Source organism: Blautia obeum ATCC 29174 (assembly GCF_025147765.1).
Taxonomy (GTDB): domain Bacteria; phylum Bacillota; class Clostridia; order Lachnospirales; family Lachnospiraceae; genus Blautia_A; species Blautia_A obeum.
This window is the reverse complement of record NZ_CP102265.1, coordinates 596,456-610,009: the sequence shown is the minus strand read 5'-3', so window position 1 is coordinate 610,009 and position 13,554 is coordinate 596,456. Positions and strand designations below refer to the sequence as shown.

The following is a 13,554-nucleotide window of genomic DNA, read 5'->3' as shown; positions in this document are numbered from 1 at the left end:
GAACAAGGAGAATTTTTTTTATGCCCAAAAACAAATTTCAGGAAGTAATTTTTACAATTATTATGGTATTTTTCATGGTTTATGCCATGATCTGCTACAACATCTCACTGAACATCGGTGGAATGTCAAACGAAGTATTCCTTTCTGCATTCCATGAACTTATCATCATGGGACCGATTGCTTTCATTCTTGACTTTTTCATCGTATCTAAACTTGCATTTATGTGTGCAGCACGTATGGTAGATTTCAGAAATTGTCATCCATTCAGTAAAATTCTTGCTATTTCTGTACCATCTGTGGCATTTATGTGCCCACTGATGAGCCTTGCTGCTACAATCCTGTTTAAGAATGCAGGAAGTCAGTTCATCGCTGTATGGATTCAGACGACAGCTATGAATTTCCCGGCGGCATTTTTCTGGCAGCTCATCTATGCCGGACCAATCGTTCGTTTTATCTTCAGACATATCTTCAGAGAAAATGAACGAGTACAGGATGCAGCTGTTTCTGCTGAATAAGCCAGTTATTATAAAAGGAAAACTGCACAAAAAATCTGGTCTGCAGGAATCACAAAAGATTTCCTGTATGACCAGATTTTTGTTTGTACTTATTCAGAATATCCATCCAGCAAATTCCGATAAAAAGGTACTTCTGATTACAGAAGATAAATCGGAAGTTCGTCTTTGATATGAACCGGACCATTCACTGTTTCCGGCTGCTCGCCCTTCACAAATGCTTTCTCCAGCTCTTCGGAATTCTGTGGTGTGAGAACGGATGTCTTCACTGCTTTCTTTGCCGGAGCCTTTCTTGTTGTTTTTCTGGCTGCAGTTGTCTTCTTTGCCGCTGTTTTCTTTGTCGGAGCCTTCTTAGCCGCCGGAGCTGCTTCTGCTTTTACCGGTGCTTTTACTTCCTCTGCTGGTTTTGTTTCTGCCTTTACTTCTGTTTTTTTTGCATCTGCGTTTGCTGCACGCAGGATGCTGTCCTTACCTACTGACACGATTCATTACCTCCTCTGCCAACTCTGTATATTCTTTTGCACTTCTGCTGGATTTCCTGTATTCTACAACCGGGATGCTGTTATCCTGAGACCATTCCACAGAACTGTCTACACGGATCACATGCTCAAATACATAAATACTCTCCAGCTGATGCAATGTTTCCATTGTCTGTTTGAAGTAATTCTTGCGGGTATCCACCTTGGTCACTGCAATTCCGGCAACCTCAAGATCCGGCGAAATCTGCTTTACTTCATTCAGAAATTCGAACATATTTGCAAGGCCAAACATCCCCCACGGGCTCGCTTCTACTGGGATGATCACCTTGTCCGAAGCGCACAGAATGTTCATGACCCAACCGCCAAGTGTCGGCGGTGCATCGATCAGGATGTAATCATAAACTTCTGAATCTTTGACCTTCTGCAGGCATTTCCGAAGGATAAACTCTCTCTGCCATTTAGTAAAAAGTTCGTATTCAATCGAACTCATCAGGGTAGAGGACGGAACCAGATCCAGATTCTCGTACGGTGTATGCACGATATAATCAGTCAGATCTTCCTGTTTCCCAATCGCATGATAAAGGTTCTTCTCTCCCTGTGCATGCTCCAGCACCCAGTCTTCCGGGAAGAATGCCAGCGACAGATTCAGCTGCATATCTCCATCCACCAGCAAAACTTTCTTTCCGGCACGCGCCATAGCTGCACCAAGGTTTGAACAGGTGGTAGATTTGCCACTTCCGCCTTTGTTATTGGTAAAACAGATCGTCACGGTCTTTCCCATTGAAATCCCTCCATAAAAAATGTCATTTCCTATGTCACATTATAAGGGATTCTGTCAAAATTGGCAATGCTTATTGCTTATTATTTCAGCAGGTATTTGTTGTTTGTGTTGTTTCAGTCCAGAATTTTTCCGTCAACGGAGATTGTAACAACCTGCCACGGAATGAATTTCCCGCTGTTCTGGAGAGCTTTTTTTGCTGCCATTTCCAGACCGCCGCAACACGGAACTTCCATACGCACAACCGTCATACTGCTGATATTATTGCTTTGGATAATTTCTTCCAGTTTCTCACTGTAATCTACACTGTCCAGTTTCGGACAGCCCACTAAAACAACTTTCCCTCTGATAAAATCCTGATGAAAATTTGCGTAGGCATAGGCAGTACAGTCTGCTGCGATCAAAAGCTTCGCGCCCTCAAAATACGGTGCCTGCGTCGGCACAAGCTTAATCTGCACCGGCCACTGCTGCAGCTGAGATTCCATTTTATTTTCAGTCGGAGCTGTTGTCTCACGCTTCATCTGACGCATACGGCTTCCCGGACATCCACCGCTCATATGATGTGCTGATTTATTCTCGCCTGCTTTTTTTCGCTGATTTGCAAGTACAGCCTCTTCATCATAAGCTGCTGCTTCTCTCTCTACGAATGTGATCGCACCGGTCGGACAGGCTGGCAGACAGTCACCAAGTCCGTCGCAATAATCGTCACGCAGAAGCTTCGCTTTGCCGTCAACCATTCCGATTGCGCTCTCGTGGCAGGCAGCCGCACACGCACCACATCCGTTGCATTTTTCTTCGTCTATATGAATAATTCTTCTTATCATAAATAACCTCCTGTTTTGTATTTTTCTATTTTTTCATGCCTTGACCTTACATCCGCAGGATACTAAAATAGAGGCAAAAAATATGTGGTTATAACCACAAACAAATTAAAATGGAGATTTTTATGAATTATAAAAAAAGCAACGGATTAAACTATATACTGATTTCTGACACAGCACTCTTCCAGGGCTGTTCCCCTGTCGAAACAGAAAAGCTACTGTCCGGTATGCAATTTTTCACAAAAGCATATAAAAAAGGAGTTCCGGTTTATCACGCCGGAACTCCTGTATCTGATATCGGAATCGTTTTGCACGGTGTTGTTCAGATTGAAAATAATGACCTCTGGGGAAACAAAAATATCATCAGCCTTGCCCAGGCCGGAGAAGTTTTTGCAGAAGCATATGCCTGTATTCCCGGAGAACCCATGATGGTTGATGTTATCGCCTTAGAAGACTGCGAGATTCTCTTTCTAAATGTTCCCAGACTATTCCAGCTTGCCTCTTCCGGTAAAGGAGAATACTCTGTGCTGATCCGCAATCTTACCATGATCAGTGCACGCAAAAACCTGCTGCTCTCCCGCCGTATTCTCCACACATCCTCCAAAAAGATCCGTGGCCGCCTGCTCTCTTATCTTTCCCATCAGGCCGAATTACAGGGCAGCCGCTATATCGATATTCCCCTGAACCGTCAGCAGCTTGCTGACTATCTCAGCCTTGACAGGAGCGCCCTGTCCAAAGAACTGGCTAAGATGAAACAGGACGGACTGCTGGATTACCATAAAAACAGTTTTGTCCTGAAAAATGTGTAAGCTCACTCAGAATTCAAAAACCTTTTTAATGCTTTCATAATGAAGAAATTTGTCTTCTGCCGCAAATCCTTTGATCTGCTCCAGAGTTGCAAACATATATCCATCTGTTTCTTCTGTCTGCAGCTTCAAATCTTTGTCATCGATATCCATGACGAAGCGATACACATCCACAAAATAATTATCTCCCTCACCCGGATTCTCACGTTTATAAGTAAACAGATAGCCGCCTTCTGCATTTCTGACATCCAGTCCGGTCTCTTCTTTTACCTCTCGAAGAACCGCCTCATAAGACTCTTCTCCTGCCTGCGCAGCACCACCGGAAACCTCCCAGCAGCCCGGTGCCCATGCCTTGGTCATAACACGTTTGGTAATCAGAAAAGTTCCATCCGGACGTGCAACTACGCCAAGCACTGTCAGATGGTATTCTCCATCTTTCAGACACCAGTCGTTACGTTTCATAGTGCGTCCTGTCGGCTTCTTATCTTTATCATAAATATCCCAAAATTCCATTTTTTTATCTCCCTGTTGCGTTTTCTGCTGTTTATTTTTATAATGATTTATGACTTTATCATAGCATTCCAAAGAAGTTATTGCAAACAGGAGTTTTGTATTTATATAGATAAAACAGAAAGGAAATCACCATGAACTTTAGAGATATGGCAGAACAAAATGAATCCTGGATCATCGAACAGCGACGTTATTTTCACGCACATCCGGAGCTTTCTTTTGAAGAAAGAAATACCACCCATGAAATCGGAAATCGTCTGAAGGAGATGGGACTTATCCCTCACTATTACCCGGATTACAACGGTCTCTGGACAATGATCAAAGGTGGAAAATCTACCCTGGACAGTAAGACCATTGCACTGCGTGCAGATATTGATGCATTACCGGTTGAGGAACATACCGGTCTTTCTTTCTGCAGCCAGAATCCTGGCGTCATGCATGCCTGTGGACACGATTGCCATATTGCAATGCTCCTTGGCGGCATCCGACTGCTGATGGCACAGAAAGAACAATTAAAAGGCAATGTAAAGATTATTTTCCAGGCTGCTGAAGAATCCTGCCATGGTGCGCAGTATTATGTAGAGCATGGTTTTCTGGATGATGTAAATGCCATTTACGGAGTCCACATCTGGGGTGATCTGGACGCTCCTTATATGAATTTTGAATCCGGTCCGCGTATGGCCAGCTGTGATAATTTCCGCATTGAAGTAGAGGGAAAATCTGCCCATGGATCCACACCTCATCAGGGTGTCGATGCCATTCTGGCTGCTGCTCATATCATCACCGAAATTCAGACTGTTGTTTCCCGTATGAATGACCCGCTCAACCCACTGGTCATTACCGTTGGAACCATCAACGGCGGACAACGTTTCAATATCCTGGCAGACAAAGTTGTCATGGAGGGAACTACCCGTACACATTCCCCAAAAATGCGCCAAAAAACAGAACCTTTACTCCGCAGAATCATAGAAAATACAGCGGATTCCATGGGTGCAAAGGCTACCCTTACATTTGAATATTTTCCTGCGCCAATCATCAATGACCACGAAGATCTCGTCCGGATTGCAAGAAATGCAGCTACCAAAATGTACGGTACAGACTCCCTGAAGCCATTCCCTAAAATGATGATCAGCGAGGATTTTGCCTACTATATGGAAAAAGTTCCAGGAGTCTTCGGCCTTGTTGGAAGCCAGAATAGGGATCTCGGTATCACCGCCAAAAATCACAACGATCACTACACAGTAGACGAATCCGTTCTCAAACGCGGAGCGGCTATGTATGCACAATTCGCGTATGATTTTCTGGAAGAAACGTCCGAATAATTCAAGAATGCCCTCGGCATTCTTTCTGCTTTTCCATGTCTTCTGGATAATAATCCCCGGTATCAGAAACAGAAGCAATAATCTGAGCATTTTGCTTCTTCCTGTTTTATCCTGTTCAATTTCCATACCTTCCCCATAAATCACATTATGTTCAATATACCCTACTGGCTCAGACTATGTCAAATTATGTGGATCTGTTTTCCGCTTTTCTTTATTATTCCCTCTTCTTCCAGATTCTTAAGTTCTCTCGTCATCGCACTGCGATCGACACTTAAATACTGTGCCAGTGCAGTATAGGACATAGGTAACTTAAGATCTTTGCTGTGTTTTTCTGTAGAGAGTGCGTTCAGATAAGCCATTAATTTCTTCCGTGTACTGGATCTGGAAAGCATATAGATCCGTTCATTCTGCTGTCTGGACTGGATTGCGGTGAGCTGCAGCAAATTACTGACCATCTGGCTGTGGTGATAGCATGCCTGGTCGCAGCGTTTGATCACATGTTCATAATCAATAAACATGATTTTTGTCTCCTCTGCGGCACAGACATAATAATGCTGTGAATCAGCAGGAAGAAGAAACGGTTCCCCAAAAACTGCATCTTTATTAAATTCGTCGATCAGGTACTGGTTTCCTTCCGTATCACAACAGTAAAGGATTGCCCTGCCATAAAGAATCAGCCCGATCTTTTTCATGGAACTGGAATATTCCATGATGGTCTCTCCATTTCGAAATGTCATTTCTCTCGCATGGAAACAGATTCGCATTCTTTCCTGTTCTTCGGGAAGAATATCTGTAAAAAGTGTAATATGCTCCATCGTTTCTCACCTCATTTTCCGCTATTGTTTTCCATTATTATAACACAATTTTTCTCAACTAATCGCATCTTTGTGACTTTTGCAACAGAATTTTCCCTGATATTCTGTTATAGTTTTAACAAAGTTACAGATAAGAAACCTTTTTACATAAACTCATAACAAACTGGAGGGAATGAAATGAAGATTACAGATACAATCCGATACGCAGGTGTAAATGACCACCAGATTGACCTTTTTGAAGGACAGTACAAAGTTCCGAATGGCATGTCCTACAACTCCTACGTAATCCTGGATGACAAGATTGCAGTTATGGATACCGTAGATGCCAACTTTACTCATGAATGGCTGGACAATATCCAGCAGATTCTCGATGGACGTACACCAGATTATCTGATCGTACAGCATATGGAACCGGACCATGCCGCAAACGTTGCAAACTTCCTCAAAGTTTATCCAGACACTACGGTTGTTTCCAATATGAAAGCATTCAACATGATCCAAAATTTCTTTGATCTGGATCTCACCGGACGCAAGATCGAAGTAAAAAATGGTGGCACACTTTCTCTTGGATATCATCAGCTTACTTTTGTTTTTGCCCCGATGGTACACTGGCCGGAAGTTATGGTAACTTACGACAGTACAGAAAAAGTTCTCTTTTCCGCTGACGGTTTCGGTAAATTTGGTGCTCTTGATGCAGAGGAACCGTGGGATGACGAAGCAAGACGCTATTTCATCGGTATTGTAGGAAAATATGGAAAACAGGTACAGGCACTTCTCAAAGTTGCCGCAACACTGGATATCCAGAAGATCTGCCCTCTTCACGGCCCGGTCCTTACCGAAGATCTTGGCCATTATATCGGGCTTTATGATACCTGGTCTTCCTACACACCAGAAGCAGATGGAATCGTAATCGCCTATACTTCTGTTTACGGTCACACCAGAGATGCTGTATATCTTCTTGCAGAAAAGCTCAAATCCAAAGGATGCCCGAGAGTTCTTGTCTATGACCTTGCAAGAGATGATATGTCACAGGCAATCAGCGATGCTTTCCGTTATTCTAAACTGGTTCTTGCGACCACCACTTACAATGCAAGTATCTATCCATTTATGAATGACTTTATCACCAGACTGGTGGAACACAATTTCCAGAACCGCACCGTAGGCATCATCGAAAACGGTTCCTGGGCTCCTCTGGCTGCCAAAGTCATGAAAGAAATGATGGCTCCATGCAAAAAAATCGACTGGTTAAAGAACAACGTTCACATCTGGTCTGCTGTAAAAGAAGAAAACAGAAAAGAAATTGAGGCAATGACTGATGAACTCTGCAAAGAATACATTGCCAAAAGCGATACTCTTGCAAACAAAAATGATATGTCTGCACTTTTCCGTATTGGATACGGTCTCTATGTTGTAACCTCCAACGATGGAAAACGTGACAACGGACTGATCGTAAATACTGTTACTCAGCTGACCGATAATCCGTACCGTGTAGCAGTTAACATCAACAAAGCCAATTACTCTCACCACGTAATCCAGCAGACAGGTGTCCTGAATGTAAACTGTCTGTCCGTGGAAGCACCGTTCTCTGTTTTTGAAAGGTTCGGTTTCCAGTCCGGCAGAACTGTAGATAAATTTGAAGGTCAAAAAGTCAACCGTTCCGGTAACGGACTTGTATTCCTTGACAAATACATCAACGCATTCATGTCTCTCAAAGTAGAACAGTATGTTGACCTCGGAACCCACGGCATGTTCATTTGCAGTGTCACCGAAGCTCGTGTCATGAGTGACCAGGAGACCATGACCTACACCTATTACCAGAACAATGTCAAACCAAAACCACAGACAGAAGGAAAGAAAGGCTTTGTCTGCAAGGTCTGCGGATATATCTACGAAGGTGATGAACTTCCGGAAGATATCATCTGCCCGTTGTGTAAACACGGTGCCGTGGACTTCGAGCCGATCCAGTAAAAACCTCCAATTCAGATCATTGTAATCTGTTAAACATTCAATCCATAAAAAGACCTGCTGTACACTTTCGATCAAAACAGCAGGTCTTTCTGATTTATTTAATTCTCTTCAGCTCATACTCTCTTGTTCCAAGACCGATCTTCTCAGCCTGATCCAGAGTTGCCTTCCATTCAATATTCGGATTGGAATCCTTGAAATGATCATGGTGGCAATGCCATCCCGGTTCTGCCAGATGTTCACCCAGCTGACTGTCTGCAATCGGTGTTGCCTTCAGACAGGCATCTGCACATGCCTGATCCAGTGCAACCGGGTCAAAGCTTGCAAACATTCCAATATCCGGAAGGATCGGTGCATCATTCTCACCGTGACAATCACAGTTTGGACTGATATCCTGAACCAGTGCGATATGGAAATGCGGGCGTCCATGACAGACTGCCTGTGCATATTCTGCCATCTTACGGTCAAGCAGCTCGTTTGCACTGCTGTTTGGATTATAGACAGCATCAAAGCTGCAGGCTCCAATACATCTTCCGCAACCCTTACATTTATCATAATCGATCACAGCTTTTTTGTTTACATATGTAATTGCGTCACTTCCACATTCTTTGGCACAGCGATGACATCCACGACAGACTTCTGCATTGACTGCCGGCTTACCACCTGCATGCTGCTGCATCTTTCCTGCACGGCTTCCACAACCCATACCAATATTTTTAAGGGCACCGCCAAAGCCTGTTGCTTCATGTCCCTTAAAATGACTCAGGCTGATAAAAACATCTGCATCCATGATTGCATGTCCGATCAGTGCGGTCTTGCAATACTCACCATTCACTACCGGTACTTCTACTTCATCCGTACCTCTCACGCCATCACCGATAATGATCTGGCATCCTGTTGTAATCGTATTAAATCCATTTAAGTTTGCACAGTCCAGATGTTCCAGTGCATTCTTTCTGCTTCCCGGATAAAGTGTATTACAGTCTGTCAGAAATGGCATACCACCCTGCTCTTTGCACAGGTCTGCAACAACTTTTGCATAATTCGGGCGAAGAAATGCCATATTTCCAAGCTCACCAAAATGCATCTTAATTGCTACAAATTTTCCATCCATATCAATATCTTTGATACCGGCTGCCACACAGAGCTTTCTTAACTTATCCAACTGACTCGTTCCGACCGGACAGCGAAAATCAGTAAAATAAACGGTTGATTTTTCCATGTCTGAATCCTCCTAATATAAAAATATTTCAAGTATTATCACTCAATAACTATAATAATACTTGAAGTATGGTTGAAGTCAATATTTTTATAAATTTTATCGTCTGCACATATCTTGACATGACATCCATACTGTTTCTGACGTGTTTTTGTTCTGAAAAATTTCAGTCGGGAATCTTTTTTATATTCGGTATTATTTTTCTTTACAACAACAATTTGAATGCTATAATAGGAATGTTTTGAATACAAATATTTTGCAATTCAAATAATTAAATCATCGAAAGGATTTTAGATTTATGAATACATTACGAAAAATTTACTGTCGTGCTTTCCAGAAAGCCTTTAAATTTGCACTTCCATTCCTTCCATATCGCAATCCTGAAGTTATCGGAAGCGTGAAGTCCCTGCCTGAAATTCTTCTCAAAAAGAAATGCGATAACGTTCTTATCATCACAGATAAAGGCATCCGCAATCTGGGACTGACCGACCGCCTGGAAAGAGCCCTGAAAGGAAACAATATTTCTTATTCCATTTATGACAAAACCGTTGCCAATCCAACTACTGTCAATGTAAAAGAAGCTGAAGACCTCTGGTATCAGTCTGAATGCAAAGCAATCATTGGTTTTGGTGGTGGCTCCAGCATGGACTGCGCCAAAGCAGTTGCTGCGCGCATTGCAAAACCGAAACAGTCTCTTGCACAGATGAAAGGCATCCTGAAAGTACACAAAAAGCTTCCACTTCTGATCGCCATTCCTACCACTGCCGGAACCGGAAGTGAAACAACTCTTGCAGCCGTTATTACTGATGCAGAAACAAGATACAAATATGCGATCAATGACTTTCCTCTGATTCCAAGATACGCTGTTCTGGATCCGAAAGTCACTTTAAGCCTTCCGCCATTTATCACTGCTACCACAGGCATGGATGCCTTAACTCATGCTGTTGAAGCTTATATCGGGAACTCTACAACACCTGGTACCCGAAAGAATGCACTGGATGCCGTACAGCTGATCTTCGAAAATCTGGACCGTGCCTATACAAACGGTTCGGATAAGGAAGCTCGCAAAAATATGCTCCGAGCTTCTTATTTTGCAGGCTGTGCTTTTACCAAATCTTATGTTGGATATGTTCATGCAGTTGCACATACCCTTGGTGGCCAGTATAATGTTCCTCATGGACTTGCAAATGCAGTACTTCTTCCATTTGTACTGGAATCATATGGGGATACGATTCATTCCAAACTCGCCCGACTTGCCCTGACAGCCGGTGTTGCTGACAGCAGTACACCTGAAAAAGAAGCCGCGCATGCTTTTATCCAGGCAGTCAAAGATATGAAAAAACGTTTCAATATCGGGGATACTATACCAGAAATCAAAGAAGAAGACATTCCAAAACTGGCTCATTATGCAGACAAAGAAGGAAATCCTCTCTATCCGGTGCCGGTACTGATGGATGCACACGAACTGGAAAAATTTTATTATATTCTCATGGACAAAAAACAGGAGGACACTTCGAATGAATCAGAATGACATTCATAAACTTATAGAAAAACAGCGAGCATATTTTTACAGTAATGAAACTTTAAATATAGAAAAACGCATTCATGCGTTGAAAAAACTAAAGACATGTATCCAGAAAAATGAAGCAGAAATCGCAACGGCCCTGGAAGCAGATCTTGGCAAAAGTAACTTCGAAAGCTACATGTGTGAAACAGGTCTGGTCTTAAGTGAAATTTCTTATATGCTGAAACATATACGCAGATTCACACGTGAAAAACGGGTGCACACACCACTCTCGCAGTTTCATTCCCGGAGTTTTACCAAACCAGGTCCATATGGTGTCGTTCTGATCATGAGTCCATGGAATTATCCGTTCCTGCTCTCTCTTGATCCACTGATTGACGCAATTGCTGCCGGAAACACCGTGATTCTGAAACCAAGTGCTTATTCACCGAATACCAGTAAGTTGATTGAAAAAATGATCCGGGAATGTTTTTCTCCGGAGATGGTTGCAGTTGTCACCGGTGGACGTGCGGAAAACACCAGCCTGCTGGAAGAACATTTTGATTACATCTTTTTCACCGGCAGTCAGAATGTAGGCAGAGAAGTGATGAGAAAATCCTCCGCACATCTTACTCCTGTAACGCTTGAACTTGGCGGAAAAAGTCCCTGTATTGTTGACGAATCTGCTGATTTGAAACTGGCTGCACGGCGGATTGTTTTTGGTAAATATCTGAACTGCGGACAAACTTGTGTTGCTCCGGATTATATCTGCTGTCACAGTTCTGTTAAGGATGCTTTTCTTGCAGAAGTAAAAAAACAGATTTCACTTCAATTTGGGGAACAGCCGCTTTCCAGTTCAAATTACGGAAAGATCATCAATGAAAAACATTTCCATCGAATTTCAGGTCTGATCGATCATGATAAAGTCATTTTCGGCGGCCATAATGATCGCAATACACTGCGTATTGAACCTACAGTTATGGATCATGTAACCTATGAAGATAAAGTAATGCAAGAAGAAATTTTCGGGCCAGTCATGCCCGTTCTCACCTATAATTCACTGGATGAGTTAATCGGTAAGATCAATTCTATGCCGCATCCGCTTGCTCTGTACTTTTTTACCCGTGATAAAGTGGCTGCTCGTAAGGTCACCTCTCAGTGCCAGTTCGGTGGTGGCTGTATCAACGACACTATTATCCATCTCGCGACCAGTGAAATGCCTTTTGGGGGATTTGGTGAAAGTGGTATGGGTGGTTATCATGGCCGTGAAGGCTTCCGGACTTTCTCCCATTATAAGAGTATCGTGGACAAAAAAACATGGCTGGATCTGCCAATGAGATACCAGCCATATAAGAGAATTAATGATAAGTTGATTCATTTCTTCTTGAAATAAATATGACGGAAGGGATATCTGTATATCCAGAGGTTCCCTTCCTGAATACTTCAAATATCATCTTTACATTTTAGTCTAATTTCTTTATAATGTATAACAATCATAACGGATGGCTTTTCCATTTAACGTGTAGGAAGGTTTTCTTCCGGCAAGGAATTCGCTCTTCAGCGGACGTTTTACGATAATCTTCTCCGGTGTAGCTTTGATTGCTGCATCAAAGAGATCCGTCTCTTCGGAACATGGTGGTTCAAGTTTCTGGATCAGCTGTAGCTTCTTGTTGATGAGGCTGGATTTCTGTCGTGCCGGGAACATGGGATCGAGGTAAATAACATCTACCGGATCCAGAAGTTTGGACATACATTCTACGCTGTCTCCCTCGACCAGTTTCATCCGGGCTGCGATTTCCTTCAATATCGGATGTTTCTTTGCGCGCCGCAGTGCGTCTTTCAAAAGGACAGCAACGACCGGATTCTGCTCGTACAGGGTTACTTCGTATCCCTGCGCTGCAAGCAGGAAGGCATCTTCTCCCATACCTGCCGTGGCATCAATCGCCTTGCGTCCTTCTTTTTCTGATTTGGCAGCCCGCACCAGCATTTCATGCTGCAATCTCCCGTTTGTGACACGGTGAAGCATATTTTCAAAATCGCCCTGATAGGTTAATCCATATCCCGTCAGAGAAATACCTTTCGAATCGAACAAAACTGTCAGGTTTTTTCCTGGTTTATCTGCAATGATGCTCTCCGTTTTCCGTGCAAAAGATTCTGCCTGGTCCCGTTGTCCACCTTTTCCAATACATACTGCAAATTTATCATTCATGCTATTTTTTTCACTTTCCTAAGATATGGATATCTTACACTGAAATTCAGAAAATTACAATTACTGCGATCGTCAAATGACATACAGAAATTTTCTGTTGCCATTACATGTAAAAATGTTATAGAATATTTATAAAAGAATGCTAAATAATTCTCATTATAAATTCAACATATAAAGGATGGAAAAATGGCTCAGATTATCTTAACTTTTGGACTTGGAAAAGAAAAAATCAAGGTAGTCCGCAGTATTGCTCAAAAAAACAGAATTCAGATAAAAGAAATCTCTCGAAAAGATTATAATCAGAAACTTGGTGCCATCGCCGGGATTCAGGGATTTGCTAAAGAAAAAGTAATCTATAACGGCCCGGATTTTCCTCTGGAAATGATTGTATTCTCTGGAATAGATTCCGCACAGATAGATTCCTTCCTGGCAGACTACAAACAGACTGGTGCTCAGACAGTTCCCTTAAAAGCAATCATTACTCCTCAAAATATTTTCTGGACCGTAGAAGCACTCTTCAAAGAATTATGGAAAGAGCACCTGCATTTTCTTCCTGAATAAGTTTCTCTGACGCGAAAATGTCAATAAATGTTAACAATAATTTGTGACATGCT

Annotated in this window: 14 protein-coding genes; 7 read left to right on the top strand and 7 right to left on the bottom strand. The window is 42.6% G+C overall.

Translation table 11 applies throughout. From position 1 onward, the window contains the following. The first annotated feature begins 20 nt into the window (after window positions 1–20). Window positions 21–515, top strand: coding sequence for a DUF2798 domain-containing protein (locus NQ503_RS02865; protein WP_005424243.1), 495 nt, complete (start codon window positions 21–23; stop codon window positions 513–515). Between the two features lie 137 nt (window positions 516–652). On the opposite strand, the gene NQ503_RS02860 is transcribed toward NQ503_RS02865, so the two are convergent. From NQ503_RS02860 to NQ503_RS02850, 3 genes are all read right to left on the bottom strand, one after another. Continuing rightward, the gene (locus tag NQ503_RS02860; protein WP_005424241.1) at window positions 653–994 is read right to left on the bottom strand and encodes a hypothetical protein; all 342 of its coding nucleotides are present in this window, start codon (window positions 992–994) and stop codon (window positions 653–655) included. Next, window positions 981–1,772, bottom strand: a complete 792-nt coding sequence (locus NQ503_RS02855) for a ParA family protein (protein ID WP_005424239.1) — start codon at window positions 1,770–1,772, stop codon at window positions 981–983. Before NQ503_RS02855 ends, NQ503_RS02860 begins: the two co-directional genes overlap by 14 nt. Window positions 1,773–1,885: 113 nt before the next feature. Next, the gene (locus tag NQ503_RS02850; RefSeq protein WP_005424238.1) at window positions 1,886–2,593 is read right to left on the bottom strand and encodes a 4Fe-4S binding protein; all 708 of its coding nucleotides are present in this window, start codon (window positions 2,591–2,593) and stop codon (window positions 1,886–1,888) included. A gap of 122 nt (window positions 2,594–2,715) precedes the next feature. Between NQ503_RS02850 and NQ503_RS02845 the strand changes: the two genes are divergently transcribed. After that, entirely contained in the window at window positions 2,716–3,399 is a 684-nt protein-coding gene (locus tag NQ503_RS02845) for a Crp/Fnr family transcriptional regulator (protein ID WP_117739128.1), read from the top strand. Window positions 3,400–3,405: 6 nt separating this feature from the next. On the opposite strand, the gene NQ503_RS02840 is transcribed toward NQ503_RS02845, so the two are convergent. After that, window positions 3,406–3,909 (bottom strand): NUDIX hydrolase, encoded by a 504-nt coding sequence (locus NQ503_RS02840; RefSeq protein ID WP_005424235.1) that lies wholly within the window; start codon window positions 3,907–3,909, stop codon window positions 3,406–3,408. A 131-nt stretch (window positions 3,910–4,040) separates the two neighbouring features. Here NQ503_RS02840 and NQ503_RS02835 point away from each other — a divergent pair, with 131 nt between their 5' ends. Then, window positions 4,041–5,228 (top strand): M20 family metallopeptidase, encoded by a 1,188-nt coding sequence (locus tag NQ503_RS02835; protein ID WP_005424232.1) that lies wholly within the window; start codon window positions 4,041–4,043, stop codon window positions 5,226–5,228. Between the two features lie 179 nt (window positions 5,229–5,407). Here the strand turns inward: NQ503_RS02835 and NQ503_RS02830 are convergent, their stop codons facing one another. After that, entirely contained in the window at window positions 5,408–6,043 is a 636-nt protein-coding gene (locus NQ503_RS02830) for a Crp/Fnr family transcriptional regulator (protein ID WP_005424231.1), read from the bottom strand. A 177-nt stretch (window positions 6,044–6,220) separates the two neighbouring features. Between NQ503_RS02830 and NQ503_RS02825 the strand changes: the two genes are divergently transcribed. Further along, window positions 6,221–8,011, top strand: a complete 1,791-nt coding sequence (locus tag NQ503_RS02825; protein WP_005424230.1) for a flavin reductase — start codon at window positions 6,221–6,223, stop codon at window positions 8,009–8,011. 94 nt (window positions 8,012–8,105) lie between these two features. On the opposite strand, the gene NQ503_RS02820 is transcribed toward NQ503_RS02825, so the two are convergent. Continuing rightward, entirely contained in the window at window positions 8,106–9,230 is a 1,125-nt protein-coding gene (locus NQ503_RS02820; protein ID WP_259893201.1) for a DUF362 domain-containing protein, read from the bottom strand. A gap of 295 nt (window positions 9,231–9,525) precedes the next feature. Here NQ503_RS02820 and NQ503_RS02815 point away from each other — a divergent pair, with 295 nt between their 5' ends. Both NQ503_RS02815 and NQ503_RS02810 read left to right on the top strand, forming a co-directional pair. Next, window positions 9,526–10,758, top strand: a complete 1,233-nt coding sequence (locus tag NQ503_RS02815; RefSeq protein ID WP_005424224.1) for an iron-containing alcohol dehydrogenase — start codon at window positions 9,526–9,528, stop codon at window positions 10,756–10,758. Continuing rightward, complete coding sequence (locus NQ503_RS02810; protein WP_055066172.1) at window positions 10,745–12,124, top strand: aldehyde dehydrogenase; 1,380 nt, start codon at window positions 10,745–10,747, stop codon at window positions 12,122–12,124. Before NQ503_RS02815 ends, NQ503_RS02810 begins: the two co-directional genes overlap by 14 nt. Window positions 12,125–12,208: 84 nt before the next feature. Here NQ503_RS02810 and NQ503_RS02805 read toward each other — a convergent pair whose 3' ends face one another. After that, window positions 12,209–12,940, bottom strand: coding sequence for a class I SAM-dependent methyltransferase (locus NQ503_RS02805; RefSeq protein ID WP_005424220.1), 732 nt, complete (start codon window positions 12,938–12,940; stop codon window positions 12,209–12,211). A gap of 186 nt (window positions 12,941–13,126) precedes the next feature. Here NQ503_RS02805 and NQ503_RS02800 point away from each other — a divergent pair, with 186 nt between their 5' ends. Beyond that, window positions 13,127–13,501, top strand: a complete 375-nt coding sequence (locus NQ503_RS02800) for a DUF3783 domain-containing protein (RefSeq protein WP_005424219.1) — start codon at window positions 13,127–13,129, stop codon at window positions 13,499–13,501. The last annotated feature ends 53 nt before the right edge of the window (window positions 13,502–13,554 follow it).

What these genes read in the sequence shown, in the direction of transcription:
- NQ503_RS02825 (WP_005424230.1), top strand. Translation starts at nt 6,221, where the DNA reads ATGAAGATTACAGATACAATCCGATACGCAGGTGTAAATGACCACCAG.
- NQ503_RS02865 (WP_005424243.1), top strand. Translation starts at nt 21, where the DNA reads ATGCCCAAAAACAAATTTCAGGAAGTAATTTTTACAATTATTATGGTA.
- NQ503_RS02800 (WP_005424219.1), top strand. Translation starts at nt 13,127, where the DNA reads ATGGCTCAGATTATCTTAACTTTTGGACTTGGAAAAGAAAAAATCAAG.
- NQ503_RS02840 (WP_005424235.1), bottom strand. Translation starts at nt 3,909, where the DNA reads ATGGAATTTTGGGATATTTATGATAAAGATAAGAAGCCGACAGGACGC.
- NQ503_RS02845 (WP_117739128.1), top strand. Translation starts at nt 2,716, where the DNA reads ATGAATTATAAAAAAAGCAACGGATTAAACTATATACTGATTTCTGAC.
- NQ503_RS02830 (WP_005424231.1), bottom strand. Translation starts at nt 6,043, where the DNA reads ATGGAGCATATTACACTTTTTACAGATATTCTTCCCGAAGAACAGGAA.
- NQ503_RS02820 (WP_259893201.1), bottom strand. Translation starts at nt 9,230, where the DNA reads ATGGAAAAATCAACCGTTTATTTTACTGATTTTCGCTGTCCGGTCGGA.
- NQ503_RS02855 (WP_005424239.1), bottom strand. Translation starts at nt 1,772, where the DNA reads ATGGGAAAGACCGTGACGATCTGTTTTACCAATAACAAAGGCGGAAGT.
- NQ503_RS02805 (WP_005424220.1), bottom strand. Translation starts at nt 12,940, where the DNA reads ATGAATGATAAATTTGCAGTATGTATTGGAAAAGGTGGACAACGGGAC.
- NQ503_RS02810 (WP_055066172.1), top strand. Translation starts at nt 10,745, where the DNA reads ATGAATCAGAATGACATTCATAAACTTATAGAAAAACAGCGAGCATAT.
- NQ503_RS02850 (WP_005424238.1), bottom strand. Translation starts at nt 2,593, where the DNA reads ATGATAAGAAGAATTATTCATATAGACGAAGAAAAATGCAACGGATGT.
- NQ503_RS02815 (WP_005424224.1), top strand. Translation starts at nt 9,526, where the DNA reads ATGAATACATTACGAAAAATTTACTGTCGTGCTTTCCAGAAAGCCTTT.
- NQ503_RS02835 (WP_005424232.1), top strand. Translation starts at nt 4,041, where the DNA reads ATGAACTTTAGAGATATGGCAGAACAAAATGAATCCTGGATCATCGAA.